This window comes from Olivibacter sp. SA151 (genome assembly GCF_054130995.1).
In genome coordinates, this window is record NZ_CP096391.1 from 2,006,696 (window position 1) to 2,025,216 (window position 18,521).

Below are 18,521 nucleotides of genomic sequence, written 5' to 3' on the forward strand. Positions count from 1 at the left end.
TTTTAATTATGACCGCCGCCTAAAGTATAGCCGTTTTAATTGCAGGTACATGAGCTATTGGATTTCGTAAGCCGTAGTGAAACATCCGCGCGCCCTATGGCCCAATGCCGCTTATACTCAGGTAAAAAGGCCAAATGGAGTAGTCGGACGAAGCGTTCGTACGGAGCGATGGCGATATACCGAATGGGATGCCGGTAAAGCAGGAGCCGAGCTTTATGATCATGAAACGGACGCCAACGAGTTCTATAATTTGACAGATGATCCCGCTTATGAGAAAATAAAGCGGGAGCTGATTATAGCGCTAAAAAAGCGATTCCCTCCCGGTGAGTAATCTCTAATATCTTTTTGCGTAAGTTTTGGCGTAGCGAATTAATATAGGCTTGAATAATCACTATTTGTCGAAGAGTTAATCATCGTCATTATTTTGCTTTTTTACGACTTGGCTTTAGAAGTTCCCGATTCTTGATATATACGTGTTTGATTTTAGAATTTTCGACATTCTTTTCTTCGATTTCGAAATGTCGACTAAGTGATTTAAAGAAGGGGGTCAGTTTGCTAAACCCGTATATACGAGGATCAAAATCGGGTTTCCTTTTGTTCAGCAAGGCACCAAGTTCAGCGAGTGATGCCCATCCGCTTTCATCGGCAACGTCATCAATCGTGTTCTTTATTAATTTAAGAAAATTATGGCTGATGCTTTCTGCGTCCGCACTCCGAAGAGATTCCCGCTCGGTAGGTTCCTTTTCTTTATTTAGCGCTTGTGTTCCACTGCCTGTAGACTCGCGGCTATTATATAGAATCTCAATATAAATGAATTTATCGCAAGCAGCAATAAATGGTTTAGGTGTTTTCTTTTGACCTATGCCTAATACAAGCTTTCCTGACTCTCTGAGTCGAATGGCAAGTCTTGTAAAATCGCTATCGCTGGAGACAATGCAAAAACCATCCACTTTTTGGGTATGGAGTATATCCATTGCATCTATTATAAGTGCAGAATCGGTTGCGTTTTTCCCCGTGGTATAACTGTACTGCTGTATGGGCGTGATGGCATGAGTAAGTAATGGTTCTTTCCACCCGGCAACATAGGTGCTAGTCCAGTCGCCATAGATTCGTTTGATAGAAGGAGTGCCATGCCGCTTTACCTCATCTAAAATACCTTCTATCTTAGTACTTGAAACGTTATCTGCATCAATAAGAACGGCAATATTCAAATCTGCATTTTCTTTTTTTATACCCATTGCATCATCTTGTATGATCCATATTAAATACTTTATTGCAAAGATATCAATAAACTTTTTTAAGGGGTACTATCGATCCTGTAACGATACGCGAGTTATTCATTGTTTACCGAATAGCAATTATCAAAAATAAAACCGCATCAATTTGCATTGATGCGGTTTAAAGACAATATCATGGAGTTGTATTAAATCAACTTAACATTTACTGCATTTGGACCTTTTTGGCCTTGTTGTACTTCAAATGAAACATCATCATTTTCACGAATACGGTCTTTCAATCCGGAGCTGTGAACAAAAATTTCGCGTCCGCCATCTTGTGGAGTAATAAAACCGAATCCTTTGGTTTCATTGAAGAATTTTACTATGCCTTTTTGCATGGTGTAATAGATAAAATAAAAAAATATATTAATTGCTATAAAGATACGTATAATTTATTGATATACAAGTTTTTTTGATTTTAGTTTCGCTGTGTTCGGAGCCAGTTACAATACGTGGTTTAATATTTGTTGTCTATTCAAAGGATGATCGTTGCCGTATGGCCTACGTAACGAACTTGTTAAAAATATGTTGGCCTTATTAAGCATCAAACTTTGCAAACAAATTATACCCCTTAATTGTTTCATAGATAGTTTAGATCAGAAAGTATGAAGAGGACATCTGCTCCCTCATTACCGGACCGGTTCCACGAGGTTATGCTCCGAACAGTATCGCCGGATGTAGGCCACTTAGAAGTGGACAGCGAGCATCAAATTGTAAAGGTAGATAAAAAAGCTGCCGAATTATTGGGATATTCCGATGTAAATCTGGAAGGAAGTAGCTTGTGGGATGTATTGTGCGAAAAACTACCCGCCTATCATTATCAGACAATTAATATGGCCATATTGAAGCGAATGGAACATGTAGTTTATACAACGCTAAATATATCCGGTTCCAGTGTTTGTCTAAAAATAATGCCAAAGCAACAAGGACTGAGGATTACGATTTCAACTCGGATTCCATCTGATTTTTCAGGAAGAACAGAATTGTAATGATTGTTTAAAGGGCGAAAGTTCGACTTTTAGCAATTGATTATAACCGGTATCGTAGCGAAATGGAATGCCAGATAGCTTGCGCGAAAGCAGGATCATCATCTGATCCGCTAAAATACCATTGTGATGCTGACCTCTCTAAGGTTTGCACGATACCATCTAATAAGATTTTGACCGATGTATCGGTCTTCTTGATGTCTTTATTTAGTATTCTAACCTCGTAGTCTATGTTCTTGAAAGTTACCCTTAGGGGTTGGCTTTTATAAAAATATGTCTCGTCAGGTAAAATCGTATCTTCCATAAAGCAGAGGCAAAAATAATTTTTTCGCGAATTTTTTCTTAATTGTTTTCAAAATCGTGTACGTAATTGACATTTTCGATGGTTAATGGAAACAAGGTCATTTTCGTAGTTTTCTGTTAAAAACGATTTTACGCAAAAGATGAAAGCCGTTTGTGAACTTGCCGCTTGCTTTCAGTATAGGTAAACTGAGTACTGCGAGTAACGAAATCGCCGCAGACGTCCCCAAAGCTCCCCCATATCCGTTAAAAAAACTACTCGTATTGAGATAAACCGTGCAAAAGACAAGTCCGGCAGCACCGATCAAAAAATAATTTGAAACAAGACGTGCGGATACCATACCAATAAAGGACGAACCGATAAAAACCACAGGAATATTCGTCGTGAGGTATGGGGATAAAAGCTTGGGAAATAAAAAGAAGAAGATCGCAATAGTTAAAGATAAAAAGGCTGATGAGCGGACAGGACCTTGCTTTAGATGCTCGTTGACATAGAAAGTGCTAATTGCGGCAGCAAAGCTTACAATGAATAAAATCAGTACAGACATCAGAAAATAAGAAAAAAAATCAAAGATGTAATGGTTACACCGGCAAATGCGAGAACACCTAACTTGCCACCAAGACCTGAAAAAAGGCTCTTGGAGAGAATCATCAACATGCCCGTGAATATACTGGCGGCTAAGATGAAAAGCATACTTGATGCCACCTTGGTACTTGACATCCCGATAAAGGCTCCGCAATAAAAAGCGGGCGGAAGCTGTTTTAAATAATGTGAACGCTTATTTAAATTCGGAAGAAAGGAGGCACTTGTTCCTACCATGCCCGCCGCCATGACAGGCCCTAAATGTAGTATGTTATTTATATAATAGGAGCATAAAGCACCAACAGGAATCCAGAGAGCAACGAAAACGTGCTCATAAGTATGTTCTTCGTGGTGGAGAGGTGCCCTAAGATACGTTATGGTGAGCGCGATGGAAATGAAGATAACAAAAATCGGAATGAAAGTAGTACGCTGATGCTCTAAAAGAATAGCAATAAGAAATAAACTTTGGATAATTAATAAAAAGAGTACAAAAGATATGCGGATCGTTTTCTTCCAGTTCATTAATGTTTTTTTGCGGGTGCAAAATTAAAACTAAAAATGAAAGAAGATGCCTAAAAAGATATTTTCTTCGCGTGTCGAGCGACACTTTTTTAGACATCTTCTTTATCACCGCATATATACTGGATGTTTATTTGGAAATCGGTAAATGGGTGGTAATCGCGATTCGATTCCAAGCATTGATCGTAACAATAGCCATGATTAACTGTGATAAGTAATGCTCGTCAAATAGGTTGGCGGCTTGCTCATATACTTCATTAGATACGCCTCCCTGATGGATAAGTGTCATTTGTTCTGTCAGGGCCAATATAGCCTTTTCCTCTTCATCAAATAGATCGGTTTCACGCCAAGCACTAAGCAAAAACAAACGCTGTGCTGTTTCACCACCTTTTATGGCATCTTTTGTATGCATATCCAAACAAAAGGCACAACCGTTTATCTGCGAAGCCCGCACTTTTAGCAACTCCTTATGCGATTTCTTCAGTGAAGTTCCCTGTAAATATTTTTCCAATCCAAACATAGCTGAATAAGCGGCCGGTTCTACAGCCTGCACATTGACTCTCGTTTTCATAATCTTACAATTTGTATTTCTTTATGGATTCAAAGGTCGGGAAGAAGCTGGAGATAAATCTTAAACTGGTTTAAGAACGTATTTTAGCTCTGAGTTCACTAAGGTATTCAGGTGTAAAGCCAAGGTAGGATGCCAATAAGTACTGCGGGATTCGCTGGATGAAGGAAGGATAATTCGTACTAAAATGCCGGTACAATTCTTCTTTGGAGAAGTCATATAGGTATTTCATGCGCATTTGAGAAGCTGCAAAAGCATGCTGAAAAGTTAGACGGAAATATTTTTCCATAATCGGAAATCGATCAAGTAGTTTATCTTGCGCGATACGGTCGATAGTCAAGACTTCTGTTTTTTCTACCGCTTGAATAAAAAAAGACGTCGCTGCCTGATATTGAAAAGCCATATAATCGCTTATCCACCAATTTTCGATGGCAAACTGTGTTGTCTGTTCAACTCCTTTTTCATTAACAAAGTACATTCGTAAACAACCCTTTATCACAAAATAATTGGATTTACATATTTGACCTTCAGTTAATAGAAAATCTTTCTTTTGTAAACTTCTGCCGCTAAAATAAGGAATCACGTCAAGAAAGTCTTCTGCAGATATTTTAATGAATTTTCGTAAATGATGAAGTAGTTCTTGCGCCATATATACAGCTATTTAAAATGCTAAGATAAAATTTTATATGGTTATCGGTTTTGTTTTTTACGAAAGTGCTCTTTTCCTTGACGGAAGGAACCAAACCAAAGAACGAAGTGATGAGCGTAGATAACCATCCCCAGCGCGCCAAACCCATTTTGGACATTTTTACTATTCAATCGAAGCCGAAGAGGTCATAATTTATAACAAAAAAAGCCGCAGTTGCTAAACTGCGGCTTTCGTACCTAGGGCGGGAATCGAACCCGCACTCGCTTTAAGGCGAACAGGATTTTAAGTCCTGCGTGTCTACCAGTTCCACCACCTAGGCAGCTATACTAGCTTTTAAAATTAAAATCCTTTCTCGAGAGAAAGGATTCGGAGCGAAAGACGAGGTTCGAACTCGCGACCTCAACCTTGGCAAGGTTGCGCTCTACCAACTGAGCTACTTTCGCTTGTTTCGATCTTTTTGAGACCGTTTTTCCGTTTTGGTGATGCAAATATAGGCAGTTTTCAATTTCTGGCAAATTATTTTTTAAAAAAATGTAAAGTATTTTATAAGTTATTGTTAGTCAGTATGTCAAAAATAAAGTCGTTTTCATAGCCTTTGGACAGTGCGTACTGAGCCAACTTATTTCTTCGTTTATAAGGGTCTGATTCTTTCAAATGCGCTGCTTTTTTTTCTAACAATCCACGCAACTTGTCATAATATGCTTGTTGGTTGATTTGGTTCAAAGCATCTTGAATAAGTCGCTGTGAAATTTGATGCAATTTTAGTCCCTGTCTGATTTTTATCTTACCCCAACTTTTGATCGTAAACTTTCCCGAAGCATAGGCTAAAGCAAAGCGTTCTTCGTTTAAGAAATTTTCGGTAATAAGGTCAGCAATAATTTCTTCAACATCCACTGGATGAAGCCCCCAGCTGTAAAGCTTATCACGCATTTCTTGTTGGCTCCTTTCTTGATAGGCACAGTAGCTTTCCGCTTTTGATTTGGCCTGTTGTCTTGTCAGCTTTTTTTGTTTTATCTCTTTCTCGTAGTCCATACTTCTAAAGTCGTAAAAAATTGCCGTATTCCTAAAAAATACTCAATTTTGGACCTGCAATGGTAAATGGTTAGAAAAAGGTTCTAAAACCACTGCCTATTCAAAGAAAGACGGCTTTCTTTTGGTCTTTCCAAATATCCAGATATAGCATGAAATGAGCAATAAGATTTATACTGTACAAGATATAGCAACTATTGTTGCAGCAGCTTCCGAATTAATTGATCCTTCAGCCATTGTTAATACGCTAGCCTATGATAGTCGCAAAATAACGGATGCGAAACACGCTCTTTTTTTTGCGCTGCCTGGAAGGAGAGACGGACATCAATATGTGCAAGAGGCCTACCGTGCAGGTGTCAGGAATTTTGTTGTCAGACCAGAAGCTATTAACATTACCGATTACCTTAATTGCAATTGGCTTTTTGTGCAGGATACACTGCATGCATTACAACAGTTGGCTACCTACCATCGGAAGCAATTTGCATATCCTGTGATTGCGATTACAGGAAGTAATGGCAAAACTATCGTAAAGGAATGGCTTTATCAATTACTATCTCCGGAATACCACATTGTTCGGAGCCCAAAAAGTTATAACTCACAGCTTGGTGTACCTTTATCACTCTGGCAAATGGATGGACAACATAATTTAGCCATTATTGAAGCCGGTATTAGTAAAGTAGGTGAAATGGAAGCCATTGAAAGAATGGTGAAGCCAACAATTGGTATATTAACAAACATCGGCCATGCTCATGATGATGGTTTTGCTTCCACTAAAGAAAAGACCATTGAAAAGTTAAAGCTTTTTAAAGATGCTGATAAAATCGTTTATAACCCGACATACGTAGATTCAGCAATAGAGGTACCTGGTCGACATCATTTTACATGGAGAATCGGCAAAGGCGCTCAGCTGGAGGTAACTGCTTCTCTCAAGGAAAACGGATCGCAATACGTGTTAGAAGCAACGTACCTTCAACAGTCTTATGTGCTAACTGTGCCATTCGTGGATAAGGCTTCTATAGAAAATCTCGTTTGTTGCTGGGCCCTTATGTTAGCAATAGGTTATGAAGCGATGGTTATCGTTGATCGTGTGAAACGTCTCCTTCCTGTAAGTATGCGTTTAGAACTTAAAAAGGGCATTAATAACAACTCGATTATCGATGATTCGTATAGCAACGATCTGTCATCTTTACTGATCGCTTTAGACTTTCTGAAACAACAGCAACAACATTCACGTAAAATGCTGATACTTTCCGATTTACCGACAGTAGGGCAAAATCAAACGGCACTTTATACAAAAGTAGCCTCCATGCTCGAAGGCAAAGGACTTGATCGATTGATTGGCGTAGGAAAACACCTTCGTCAACATGCAGCATTATTTCGTATGGATACCCAATTCTTTGATACAACGGAACAATTGCTGACAAATATACCTAAGCTTGAGATTCGAGATAGTACAATACTCATTAAAGGCAGTCGGGTTTTCGGCTTTGAAAACATCAGTAAAGCGCTTACGCTACAAACGCACGAAACTACGTTGGAAATCAATCTAAATGCGCTGGAGCACAATTTGAATGTTTATAAATCATTGTTGCAGCAAGGCACGAAATTGATGGTAATGGTAAAAGCTTTTTCCTATGGGAGTGGAAGTTTTGAAATTGCTAATTTGTTACAATTTAATAAAGTGGATTACCTAACGGTTGCTTATGCCGATGAAGGGATTGCTCTTCGAAAAAGTGGTATCACGCTTCCTATCGTAGTAATGAGCCCCGGAGAGGATACTTTCGAACAAATGATTGAGTATCGTCTTGAACCGGAGATATATAGCTTTTCTGAACTCGAAGCTTTTATCAGCAAGTTGCCTTCAGAAAAGATGGAAGCCTATCCGGTACACATTAAGGTGGATACAGGTATGCATCGATTAGGCTTTGAACCGGACGATGTGGATCGATTATTGGCCAAATTGAAAAGAACCGATAAAATAGTCGTAAAAAGTGTATTTTCGCACTTGGCGGCAAGCGGGATCCGGGAACACGATAACTTTACATCAGAACAGATACGGCTATTTGATGTTTTTACGCAAGATTTAGCGCGTGGCTTAGGTTATCATTTTATTAGGCATATAGCTAATACATCTGCTATTTCCCGCTTTCCGCAAGCACAATTTGATATGGTTCGTTTGGGCATCGGGCTATATGGTGTCTCAGCAGATGAATATCGTTCTTTGCCATTGCAGTCGGTAACTCGCCTCCGTACGGGGATTACCCAAGTTAAGTATATAAAGGCGGGAGATACAGTGGGTTATAATAGGAACGGGCGTTTAAACGGCGACGGCACCATTGCTACGGTAAAGATCGGTTATGCCGATGGATACAGTCGAAGGTTTGGCAATGGCGTTGGAAAGATGCTTATAAAAGGAAGGCTTGTACCCACTGTTGGAGATATTTGTATGGATATGTGTATGTTGGATGTTACAGGGATTGATGTTAAGGAAGGAGAGGAGGTTTTGGTAATGGGAGAGGAACTTTCTCCAGAAACATTGGCAAAAGCGATCGGGACTATCCCATACGAAATCCTAACAAGTATTTCACAACGCGTAAGACGCGTTTATTACTTTGAATAAATTTAATCTACCCCATAAAATGTCGAATAGAACATTGTTGAGATTGTTATTAAACTACCTAATCAAAGGAGTTTTGTTTTTGGTGCCTTTAGCAGGTGCCTTACTATTGATCTTTTGGATCGTAGCAACAATTGATTCCGCTTTAAATCTAAGTTGGCTGATACGCGACGAAACAGGACAACCGCTGTATATACCGGGCTTAGGTATTGTCATAATGATTCTGATATTAATTCTTGCCGGTGTGATCGTTACCAATTTTATTACCGAGCCAATCTATAATCGATTGTATAAATTGTTAAACCGAGTACCGCTATTCAGTACATTGTATTCGTCGATTAAAGATTTTACAGAAGCATTTGTTGGGGATGAGAAAAAATTTAACGAGCCGGTTCTGGTAGAAGTGAATGAAACGGGACTCAAGAAAATCGGCTTTCTTACGCAGCACGATCTTCGTAAAATACACTTGCCGGAAGATGTTATTGTTTATTTTCCGTATTCCTACTCTTTTGCCGGGCAAGTTTGTGTGGTAAAGGCAAAACGTGTAACACCGCTAAAAATGAGCGCAACAGATGCCATGAAGCTCGTGGTTTCGGGTGGGGTAAGTGGATTAGAACACGAGGAGATGAAAGATATAAAGCCCTCTGCCGAATAGTTAATGGTGATCTTAATTTAACGGTGCTTCCTGCAAAATAGTACAAGAAGCTGCTCTTGGGGGCCGGTGCAGAAAAATAGATACTGATCACCGCCATCTTTTATTTTGTGCTTCTTTTTTAATTCTTGCGGTTTCAATGGAAAATTTCTCGTGGATACATTTCCTTGAGTTGAATTCTTATTTTTTTTGAAATCACTATACGTTTCTACTTTAATAACCTCAAAACAGCGGCCAATAAAGCCTTCTTTGAAAGTTTCGGAGGTATATAAATGGGTATGTTGATGCAACTTCGATAAGTTGAAATGAACGGCCGTATATTTAAAACACCCTGCCTTTAACAGCGCTGCATCCGGTTCATATAAATACCTCCGGGGATTATCAAAAGCAGGCTGGCTCGTTTTCTCCTGTTCCTCGTTGAAGCGCAAAATGTCTGAAGTCTTGTTGCTAAGCGCCACACAATGAAAGGTGATTGCGTTTGTAGGGTTATTACGCAAAACAAATAGCAGCTCTTTGCATTCGTTGTGTGCACTGATAATGTGAACGTCGGTAACTCCCGAAAGTTCATGAACAGCTGCCTGTATATCCAAAAGCGGTGCGGCTTTTATTAACACAGTTTTACCTCTCTGTTTAAGCAAAGGTCCATGCATAACTACGTCGGGCTCACAATCGCTTAGCCTAAACACCTTTTGTTGTTTGATTCGTCGCGAGGGATCGATGTAAATGAAATCAAAAACTTTATCGGAGGAATGAAGGTAGCTGATGCCGTCATCCGGGAAAAATTGAATATTCATAACGCCAAGTTGTTTGGCATTATGCTCGGCTATCCGTGATAAAGAGGCATTGCGCTCGCAATGAATTACTTGCTGTGCGCGTTGAGCAAAGTAATAGTCGTCAACGCCGAATCCGCCGGTAATATCGACAATCGAGCTGCCGACATTTATTAATCCTCTTTTATAGGCACCGGTAAGTGATGAAGAAGACTGTTCGAGTCCCAAGAGGCCCGGGTAATAGATATTCGTTGTATTAAACCATTGCGGCAATTTTTTTTGAGCTCGCTTCATCCCATCTAGCTGCTCGGCCAGTTCAGGGGCGCTTACATCCGGAAAGGGACTTTTCCCTAAGGCTATTGAAGCGGGAGATGCTTGGATATGATCCCGCAAGAAATTTTGCACTTCCGGTTTTAAAATCGCTTGGTTCATTTTTTTGGGCTTTTAGGGACTAGTAATCAACTTGCAGCAATCGACCATCGCCCATATAATCACAACAGCTAATCAACTACTCGACGATTCTTCAACTCAACGAACTAACTACCCACCGATCGAATAAGCATTTGGCAGGTATAGTTATCCTGTAACTGCATGATCACTTCTTTATTTATCAATACCCGTTCAATTGTTTGCGGATTATGATATCGTATGGTTACGAGCTCCAAGTCGCGTGTAAACTCCACATCATATTGTTTTTTCAACTCTTTAATCAGAGAAACGATATTTTGTTCATCATAATCGACGCTCACCGAAAAACTAACTGCACTATTGTGCATCATATTGATCTTTAACCGATGTTTGGCAAACACATCAAAGATATGACTGAAGTTATCCTCAACTATAAAAGAAAAGTCCTTGGGCAAAATAGAAATGAGTACCTGATTTACTTTAAAGATGAAAGAGGAGACCGGTAATGTATTATTGGTTGCCCTTATGATTGTGCCGTTGTTCTTGGTATCAACAAAAGAGCGTACGGCTAGCGCAATCCCCTTGTTTTGTAAAGGTTTAATTGTTTTCGGATGTATTACCGTGGCTCCATAATAAGTAAGCTCAATCGCATCTAAATAAGAAAGTTCAGGTATTAATTCAGTTGAGTCGAACCATTTTGGATCTGCATTGAGCACCCCGGGAACATCCTTCCATATCGTTACTAGCTCTGCATCTAAGGAAGCAGCAAAAATGGCTGCGGTATAATCAGAGCCTTCTCTGCCTAGGGTAGTCGTGAAATTTTCAGAGGTGCTACCAATAAAGCCTTGAGTAACCAGTATATTTTTCTCCAATAGAGCGGGAATCGAAGATCGCATGCTGCGTTCGGTCTTTTCCCAATTTACCTGCCCTTCTCGAAAAGTATTATCGGTGTGGATATAGTTTCTAGCATCAATCCAAAGACTATGTATATCAACTTTTCTCAGGTATGCTTCTATAATGCGCGAAGAGACCAGCTCACCAATAGAAACAATCTGATCATACAAGTAATCATAAGCGTCTTGCGGCTCCTCTTCAATGATCCAATCGATCTCAACAAATAAATTGGCGACCTCGTCAAAAATGGAATGCTGTTTATCTTCAAATAGCTCGTCTAGCACCTGTTCATGAAATTTTTTGGCTTTTTCGAAAAGGTTGTATAGCTCCGGCTCTTGGTTATAATAGGCCTTTGTTACTTCTTCCAATAAATTCGTAGTTTTGCCCATGGCTGAAACTACAATAATAAGCTGTTGATCTTTATAATCTTCTACGATACGGGCAACATTTCTAACCCCGTCGGCATCCTTTACAGATGCACCTCCAAATTTAAATACCTGCATTAATTTGTTGTAATATTCTGTCTTAGCTGGGTTCGTATATGTTTGCCTTCCTCCGTCATCAATGAGTCGATCTGCTCGTAGGGAATCATCAATTCTGTGATGCCTGCTGCGTAAGGTTTGATTTCATATACATTATACAAAAATAATAAACCTTTTGGGGTAAGGGTAAAGTTATTGTTTAAATGAAAACGATTATCTTCAAAAAAATAGGATTCGTCCAGTGCTTGCTCGGTAGATAGTCCCTCCTGTTTTCTGAATATCACTTCTGCTATCTTGGTTAGCGATTGTTGCTTTTCCACAGGGATAATCTTTTCAAGTCCAATGGTGTCGACTTTTAACGGGTCGTAATTGTAAAAAAGTGTATTATAGTTCCCGTGTGCTCCGCCTGTATAGTCGCTAAGTTCTAAGGATAGAGAAAGAAAAGAAGGTTTGTTTTGTAATACCTTTGCGTGCATTTCAGAATACCAGGCACGGGGATATTCGTCCATTTTTACAAAATCTTCATAGTTTTCAATAAATGCTTTTGCTTCTTGTTCAATTGAATTATATTGCGTGTCGGGCTGCCTATTAGCTGTAAACTGTCTTTTGATTAAATCATTGATTTCCTTTTGTTCAAATTCAGGAAAAACCGCTTTGAAATAAGTCGTGTCTTTTTTTCCATCGTTATCCACAACCTCCTTACTTGATAATATATAATGCTGATACCGATAACGGAGCGTGTCAGCTTTTGCGACAGTTTTCCGTTCGTTGTTAAGATTGCATGATAGGAACAGCATGTTTGCACAAGTTAGTAGCAGGCTAGCGTTTATCAGTAAAGATTTTTTTATTCTAAACATATCAGCACTTTATTAAAGGAAGAGACAAAACGGCATATTAGACAAATTAACAAGGTAATCTATTAATTGTTTATCGAAACGTTAACCCATTCGGAATCAAAAGTTGCGCGATACTTTTTGTAAAAGTTTATCGCAGGCTCATTCCACTCCAATACTTGCCATACCATACCGCTATAGCCTTTGTTCTGCATCTCTTCAATAACTTTATCAAACAGAAGCTTGCCGATGCCACGACCTCGCATTTCTTGGGTAACAATTAAGTCCTCTAAATAAAGCCGTCGCCCTTTCCAAGTCGAATAACGTGTATAGTATAAAGCAATACCTTGTATAACGCCATCAATTTCAGCTACAAAAGCCTCCCATACGGGATTTGCTCCAAAGCCGGCATCTTCCATTTCTTCCAGACTAACGGTCACCTCTTCCGGGGCCCTCTCATACAAGGCTAACTCATGTATCAATTCTAAAATTCTCGAACAGTCTTCTTTTTGCGCTTTACGTATCATGCTTTGTGTAATAAAATAGTCAAGTAGTTTAGTAGGGAAATAGTTGGGGAGTAGTTAAGTAGTTTAGTAGGAAAATAGTTAAGTAGTCACCTAACTATTCAACGTCTCAACGACTCAACCATTTAACGACTCAACAACTAGTTAAGTAGTTAAGTAGGAAAGTAGTTAAGTAGTCACTAACTATTCAACGTCTCAACGACTCAACTATTTAACGACTCAACAACTTAACGTTTCAACAACTCAACGTGACCCAAATATGGTGCTTCCCAATCTAATCATTGTACTCCCTTGTTCAATGGCAATTTTATAGTCGGACGACATACCCATCGATAACTCCTTGAAAGCGTCGTCTTTTCGAAAGAAGCTGGCTTTAATGCCATTAAAAAGTGTTTTTAACTCATAGAATTCTTCTTTGATCAGCTTCTCATTATCGGTATTGGTAGCAATTCCCATTAGACCAACAATACGAACATTTTTAAGTATGCTGAATTCGTCGGATCGTAGTAGTTCGATTACTTCGTCGTAAGCCAAGCCAAATTTCGTTTCCTCGTCCGCAATATAAATTTGCAAAAGACAATCAATGATTCGGTCATGTTTTGACGCCTGTTTATTAATTTCCTGAAGCAATTTCAAACTGTCAACAGAGTGAATTAATTTGATAAAGGGCGCAAGATATTTTACCTTATTTGTTTGTAAATGACCGATCATATGCCATTCAATATCTTTCGGTAAAACTTCGTATTTATCGCGCAACTCTTGTACCTGGTTTTCTCCAAACGTGCGCTGTCCGGCATCATAAGCTTCTTGAATCTCAGTTACTGACTTGGTTTTTGAAACGGCTACCAATGTTACACCTACCGAATCTGTTTCTTTTTTAATCTTTTCTAAATTATCACTAATACTCATTTCTCTTATCAATTTTTTTCGCCCGCCCACACTTGTACCTTTCTTGGACAATTACTCATCGCAACCTAAACGCCTGCTTTAAAGCGGACGCAAAGGTAACTAATTGCATATGAAAAGCATTTTATCTAAGTTTGTGCGAATTTAAAGAAATGACTCGGTTATTAATAGTAATTCTTTCAGTGTTTTTGTTAGCGGCTTGTAATAAGGAGAAGGTGCCTGAAGGAGTTATCGCCCAAAAGAAGATGGTCCCACTTTTATGTGATTTTCATCTGGCTGAAGGATACCTGTCTTCCTTACCCATGGATTCGTCTCGCTTGCTGGCGAAAAATTATTATGCTTCCATCTTTAAAAAATATGACACTGATTCGGCTGGGTTTAACAAAAGCCTCGTCTTCTATTCAAAAGATCCGGGCTTATTGAATCAGATTTATGCCGAGGTGCAAAAGCGGTTGCAGCAATATCAAAAGGATGAACAAGCGAAGATAGATGCAAAAATGAGAAAGGTCTTCGTGGCCGATTCTTTAAAGAGTGCGTCCATTAAAGATAGTCTAGACAAAATAAAGGCTGATTCGGTGAATTTTCAGTTGACCAAAAATTTACTTTATCGGAAGCATACCGATTCGGCTAACCGTAAATCGGAGGCATGGTCTTTGCCCCTGGAGAAGGCATTGGTTAAACGAATCCTTTATATTCCGAATGGAAATAGCGAATTGAGTAAGTTGTTGTTACCCATAGATTCAATCAAGAAGTCCAAACCGGCAGACTCGTTGAAAATAAAGGGGCCGGTTAAGTCGAAGAGGCGTTAAGTTGTTAATTAGCCAAATTTTTAATTAGCCAATGGTTAAAAGTTGAGTAGTTAAGTAGTGGAGTAGTAAGTACTTGAGTAGGGACTAACCCTCTGCGGCTTACAGCCTACAGCGCTACCTAAAGTTAAATAGAATGATATATCCTCAGAATGCTGTTGATAAATTGGGTTTTACCGAAATCAAGGCACTAATAAAAGCATACTGTTTAAGTGAAATGGGAAGGCAAATGGTGGACAAAATCCAACCGATGCATCAGTTTGACCAGATCAATAAATTCATGCGTCAAACCTATGAATTTAAAGAAATATTACTGAACGATTCCCCCTTGCCCATAGAACATTTGTATCCCATACGTGCCCTCGCAGAAAAGGCTAGGGTAGAGGGGGTGTTTTTGACAGAAGAAGAGTTTTTTCATGTGCTACTGTCGTTGAAAACTGTATTTGCAGTTATCCGATATTTTAACGACAGAAATGGACATTATCCTAACCTGGAAGCATTATTCGAGCACTTGCCAATAGAAAAAGGGATTGTAAATGCTATTGAACGCGTAATCGATGCGAAAGGTAAAATTAAGCCCAACGCCTCATCGCTTCTCTCAGAAATTATCACCAATATTGCCAAAGCAGAGCAGGAGGCGCGCAAACGGATTGACCATGTTTTTAAAAGCGCTCAGGGAAACGGCTGGACGGCAGACGGAAACCTAACCGTTCGAGATGGCCGTTTATGCATCCCGCTATTGGCAGAAAACAAACGCAAGTTGAAGGGCTTTATTCATGACGAATCGGCTACGGGGCAAACGGTATTCATCGAACCCGAAGAAGTTTTTCATTTAAACAACAAAGTCCGCGATCTTGAATTTGATAAGCGAAGAGAAGTGATCCGTATTTTAATTGAATTAACGGATACATTACGTCCCAATATTCCGCTCTTGTTAGCCTATCATGGATTGCTTAGTAAACTTGATTTTGTGCGAGCCAAGGCACTTTTTGCAATCGAATTGGAAGCGGATATGCCACAGTTGTCAAAAGAAGCTGCCGTTGAACTGATAAACGCCAGACACCCCCTTCTGATGCTCAGTTTTAAGAAGGAGAAACAAACAGTTGTGCCGTTGAATGTCAAAATAGATAATCAGCAGCGCGTAATCGTTGTTTCAGGACCTAATGCAGGCGGAAAATCGGTAGCGATGAAAACCATCGGCTTGTTGCAAATAATGGCCCAAGCCGGATTATTGATTCCGGCGGACGAGTCGTCGACGATAGGTGTTTTTAAACAATTTTTTGCTGATATCGGCGATGACCAGTCGATCGAAAGTGACTTAAGTACCTATAGTGCTCATCTTTCGAAGATGAAATACTTTACGGAACACGCGAACGGTAAAACGTTGGTGCTTATTGACGAATTTGGCACAGGTACTGATCCACAATTCGGTGGCCCGATAGCGGAAGCGGTATTGGAAGTTTTGAACCGTAAAAAAATAAGAGGTGTAATTACTACTCACTATTCTAATTTGAAGAACTTTGCTAATGCGACAGAAGGCCTGGAAAATGCTTCCATGCTTTTTGATAATGCAGCCATGCATCCACTTTATATTTTAGAAATCGGGAAACCGGGCAGTTCTTATGCTTTTGAAATTGCACAAAAAATTGGATTGCCAACGGAGGTTCTACAAGCAGCAAAACAAAAGATAGGTGCACAACAAAAGCGGGTTGACACCTTACTTGTTGACTTAGAGCGGGAAAAAAAGACAATCCTGGATACCAAGCGTTTAGTTGAGAAAAGAGAAACTGCGCTCAATAAGTTACAACAAGATACCGAAGCTTTGCAACGCTATTTAGACGAGAATAAAAAGACAATCCTTAAACAAGCTAAGCTAGAAGCCCAGGAAATTATAAAAAATGCCAACAGGTTAGTGGAAAACACGATTTCAGAAATTAAGGACAGCAAAGCAGATAGAGAGAGAACGAAGGCAGCTAGACAACACTTGCAGCAAGAGCTTGAACGCCACCAACTCAATGAACCAAAAACGAAAGGAGCTACGGTCGCTAATAACCAAGAAATACACGTTGGCGATTGGGTGAAAATTATAGAATCAGGTAATGTGGCTCAGGTACTGGAAGTTGCGAAAGATAACCTTATCTTGGCGATGGGTGATTTGCGATCGGTGGTAAAAAGAAAACGTGTAGAAAAAGTAGCAACAAAAGAGGTTCCAAAAGAAATTCGTAAATCTCATAGCGCAATGGTTACCGAAGAGTTAACGGGATTTTATCCTGAATTGGATGTAAGGGGCATGCGCACAGAAGACGCCCTTCAGGCGATCGAAAAGCACCTAGATAAGGCCATTATGTTGGGTTTTCCAAGCCTAAAGGTTATTCACGGTAAAGGAGATGGTATTCTTAGAAAAATGATACGGGATTATTTACGTAAATATTCGCAGGTTAACAGGATGGAAGACGAACATGCTGATAGAGGCGGTGATGGAATAACGTATGTATATTTGAATTAGCCTATCGAATGGGCTAATTCTTTACCTATTGGGACATTTTTTACAACGCTTGCCCTTCTTATATTTTTTGCAACACTTCTTGAACTCACAACAACCGGTATAAGGATTCAGTCCTTTGTGGTTTTCAGGATCTAACGGGCAGCCATTTCTTACCAGCTCCATCTCAAAAATGTTCAATACCTTCATCTTCATCAATTTACGCTGCCAAAGGTAAGTATTATTTAAATTAATTCTAAATGTTTTTTGGAATTGTTAAGTCACTGAGTTGTGGAGTGGTTGAGTAGTTAATTCGCTAATTAGCCGATTAGCCAATGTGATGATTAGCTAATGTGATAACGAGGGGCAGCGTTCTTAGTTACGCGCATCAGTCGGCTTATGGCTTATTGCTTACAGCCTATAGTTTATTGTTTACAGCCTTTTGTTTTATAGAACCAAAATTGTAAATTAACGTCGTTGCAGCCGATTTTTAAACTTGATAGCCATGATTAATAAAGTAGTGAACAATGCCGATGAAGCTATTAGAGACATTCAGGATGGAATGACACTTATGCTCGGGGGATTTGGTCTATGCGGGATACCCGAGAATTGCATTGCCGCATTGGTGAAAAAAGAAGTGAAAGACTTAACATGTATTTCCAATAATGCCGGTGTAGATGATTTCGGAATCGGTTTAATGCTTCAAAAAAGGCAGCTAAAAAAGATGATCGCGTCTTACGTCGGAGAAAATGCAGAATTTGAGCGTCAGCTACTTTCGGGAGAACTGGAGGTTGAGTTAATACCGCAAGGCACCTTGGCCACTCGATGCTTGGCGGCCGGTTATGGAATGCCGGCAATCTTTACACCGGCAGGAGTAGGAACCGAAGTGGCAGAAGGTAAAGAAATCAGAAGATTTAACGATAAAGACTATTTGTTAGAAATGGCATTCAATGCTGATTTTGCCATTGTAAAGGCTTGGAAAGGAGATACAACCGGGAATCTTATCTTTCGCTCAACGGCCCGTAATTTTAATCCTATCATGGCCATGGCCGGAAAAATAACCATTGCGGAAGTCGAGGAGTTGCTACCCGTTGGATCCTTGGATCCGGATCATATCCATACGCCCGGGATTTATGTACATCGCATATTCCAAGGAGAAAAATATGAAAAAAGAATTGAGAAGAGAACCGTTAGAGATGAGCCAATTTTTTAAGTTAGCCAATTAGCCAATAATAA

Annotated in this window: 20 protein-coding genes and 2 tRNA genes; 7 read left to right on the top strand and 15 right to left on the bottom strand. The window is 39.6% G+C overall.

Features of this window, described 5'->3' with window-relative positions; all coding sequences use genetic code 11:
* Window positions 1-76: 76 nt before the first annotated feature.
* On the top strand, window positions 77-331 hold the full coding sequence (locus M1D52_RS08105) for a hypothetical protein (RefSeq protein WP_437392171.1): 255 nt from the start codon (window positions 77-79) through the stop codon (window positions 329-331).
* An 88-nt stretch (window positions 332-419) separates the two neighbouring features.
* On the opposite strand, the gene M1D52_RS08110 is transcribed toward M1D52_RS08105, so the two are convergent.
* Both M1D52_RS08110 and M1D52_RS08115 read right to left on the bottom strand, forming a co-directional pair.
* Window positions 420-1,238 carry an NYN domain-containing protein gene (locus tag M1D52_RS08110; RefSeq protein WP_013667905.1) on the bottom strand — a complete coding sequence of 273 codons (819 nt, stop codon included), beginning with the start codon at window positions 1,236-1,238 and terminating at the stop codon, window positions 420-422.
* A 185-nt stretch (window positions 1,239-1,423) separates the two neighbouring features.
* Entirely contained in the window at window positions 1,424-1,615 is a 192-nt protein-coding gene (locus tag M1D52_RS08115) for a cold-shock protein (protein WP_013667904.1), read from the bottom strand.
* Window positions 1,616-1,882: 267 nt separating this feature from the next.
* On the opposite strand from M1D52_RS08115, the gene M1D52_RS08120 reads away from it, so the two are divergent.
* Window positions 1,883-2,266 (top strand): PAS domain-containing protein, encoded by a 384-nt coding sequence (locus M1D52_RS08120; RefSeq protein WP_083812330.1) that lies wholly within the window; start codon window positions 1,883-1,885, stop codon window positions 2,264-2,266.
* A gap of 40 nt (window positions 2,267-2,306) precedes the next feature.
* Here the strand turns inward: M1D52_RS08120 and M1D52_RS08125 are convergent, their stop codons facing one another.
* The 8 genes from M1D52_RS08125 to M1D52_RS08160 form a co-directional block, all read right to left on the bottom strand.
* Window positions 2,307-2,567 carry a hypothetical protein gene (locus tag M1D52_RS08125; RefSeq protein WP_013667903.1) on the bottom strand — a complete coding sequence of 87 codons (261 nt, stop codon included), beginning with the start codon at window positions 2,565-2,567 and terminating at the stop codon, window positions 2,307-2,309.
* 97 nt (window positions 2,568-2,664) lie between these two features.
* Window positions 2,665-3,111, bottom strand: coding sequence for a hypothetical protein (locus M1D52_RS08130; protein ID WP_013667902.1), 447 nt, complete (start codon window positions 3,109-3,111; stop codon window positions 2,665-2,667).
* Complete coding sequence (locus M1D52_RS08135) at window positions 3,111-3,668, bottom strand: hypothetical protein (protein WP_013667901.1); 558 nt, start codon at window positions 3,666-3,668, stop codon at window positions 3,111-3,113. Before M1D52_RS08135 ends, M1D52_RS08130 begins: the two co-directional genes overlap by 1 nt.
* Before the next feature lie 127 nt (window positions 3,669-3,795).
* Window positions 3,796-4,236 (bottom strand): carboxymuconolactone decarboxylase family protein, encoded by a 441-nt coding sequence (locus M1D52_RS08140; RefSeq protein ID WP_013667900.1) that lies wholly within the window; start codon window positions 4,234-4,236, stop codon window positions 3,796-3,798.
* A gap of 70 nt (window positions 4,237-4,306) precedes the next feature.
* Complete coding sequence (locus M1D52_RS08145; protein WP_437392173.1) at window positions 4,307-4,882, bottom strand: Crp/Fnr family transcriptional regulator; 576 nt, start codon at window positions 4,880-4,882, stop codon at window positions 4,307-4,309.
* A 233-nt stretch (window positions 4,883-5,115) separates the two neighbouring features.
* Window positions 5,116-5,201: transfer RNA gene (locus M1D52_RS08150), tRNA-Leu, on the bottom strand.
* Between the two features lie 51 nt (window positions 5,202-5,252).
* Window positions 5,253-5,325: transfer RNA gene (locus M1D52_RS08155), tRNA-Gly, on the bottom strand.
* 100 nt (window positions 5,326-5,425) lie between these two features.
* A complete protein-coding gene (locus M1D52_RS08160) occupies window positions 5,426-5,914 on the bottom strand; it encodes a regulatory protein RecX (RefSeq protein WP_377610989.1) in 489 nt (162 codons plus the stop codon).
* 154 nt (window positions 5,915-6,068) lie between these two features.
* Between M1D52_RS08160 and M1D52_RS08165 the strand changes: the two genes are divergently transcribed.
* Window positions 6,069-8,531 (top strand): bifunctional UDP-N-acetylmuramoyl-tripeptide:D-alanyl-D-alanine ligase/alanine racemase, encoded by a 2,463-nt coding sequence (locus M1D52_RS08165; protein WP_437392174.1) that lies wholly within the window; start codon window positions 6,069-6,071, stop codon window positions 8,529-8,531.
* A 19-nt stretch (window positions 8,532-8,550) separates the two neighbouring features.
* On the top strand, window positions 8,551-9,183 hold the full coding sequence (locus M1D52_RS08170; RefSeq protein ID WP_013667895.1) for a DUF502 domain-containing protein: 633 nt from the start codon (window positions 8,551-8,553) through the stop codon (window positions 9,181-9,183).
* 17 nt (window positions 9,184-9,200) lie between these two features.
* Here the strand turns inward: M1D52_RS08170 and M1D52_RS08175 are convergent, their stop codons facing one another.
* From M1D52_RS08175 to M1D52_RS08195, 5 genes are all read right to left on the bottom strand, one after another.
* Window positions 9,201-10,382, bottom strand: coding sequence for a class I SAM-dependent methyltransferase (locus tag M1D52_RS08175; RefSeq protein ID WP_437392176.1), 1,182 nt, complete (start codon window positions 10,380-10,382; stop codon window positions 9,201-9,203).
* Between the two features lie 104 nt (window positions 10,383-10,486).
* Complete coding sequence (locus tag M1D52_RS08180) at window positions 10,487-11,755, bottom strand: aspartate kinase (RefSeq protein WP_013667893.1); 1,269 nt, start codon at window positions 11,753-11,755, stop codon at window positions 10,487-10,489.
* On the bottom strand, window positions 11,755-12,531 hold the full coding sequence (locus M1D52_RS08185) for an RsiV family protein (protein ID WP_041387737.1): 777 nt from the start codon (window positions 12,529-12,531) through the stop codon (window positions 11,755-11,757). Before M1D52_RS08185 ends, M1D52_RS08180 begins: the two co-directional genes overlap by 1 nt.
* Before the next feature lie 122 nt (window positions 12,532-12,653).
* Window positions 12,654-13,094: a GNAT family N-acetyltransferase gene (locus tag M1D52_RS08190; RefSeq protein WP_013667891.1), complete on the bottom strand. Its 441-nt coding sequence runs from the start codon at window positions 13,092-13,094 to the stop codon at window positions 12,654-12,656.
* Window positions 13,095-13,334: 240 nt separating this feature from the next.
* Complete coding sequence (locus M1D52_RS08195) at window positions 13,335-14,000, bottom strand: YggS family pyridoxal phosphate-dependent enzyme (RefSeq protein ID WP_013667890.1); 666 nt, start codon at window positions 13,998-14,000, stop codon at window positions 13,335-13,337.
* 149 nt (window positions 14,001-14,149) lie between these two features.
* On the opposite strand from M1D52_RS08195, the gene M1D52_RS08200 reads away from it, so the two are divergent.
* The 3 genes from M1D52_RS08200 to M1D52_RS08210 all read left to right on the top strand — a co-directional run bounded on the left by M1D52_RS08200 (window position 14,150) and on the right by M1D52_RS08210 (window position 18,498).
* A complete protein-coding gene (locus M1D52_RS08200) occupies window positions 14,150-14,806 on the top strand; it encodes a DUF4296 domain-containing protein (RefSeq protein ID WP_130856811.1) in 657 nt (218 codons plus the stop codon).
* Window positions 14,807-14,939: 133 nt separating this feature from the next.
* Window positions 14,940-17,309 carry an endonuclease MutS2 gene (locus M1D52_RS08205; protein WP_437392178.1) on the top strand — a complete coding sequence of 790 codons (2,370 nt, stop codon included), beginning with the start codon at window positions 14,940-14,942 and terminating at the stop codon, window positions 17,307-17,309.
* A gap of 481 nt (window positions 17,310-17,790) precedes the next feature.
* Complete coding sequence (locus M1D52_RS08210) at window positions 17,791-18,498, top strand: CoA transferase subunit A (protein ID WP_437365694.1); 708 nt, start codon at window positions 17,791-17,793, stop codon at window positions 18,496-18,498.
* Window positions 18,499-18,521 lie beyond the last annotated feature (23 nt).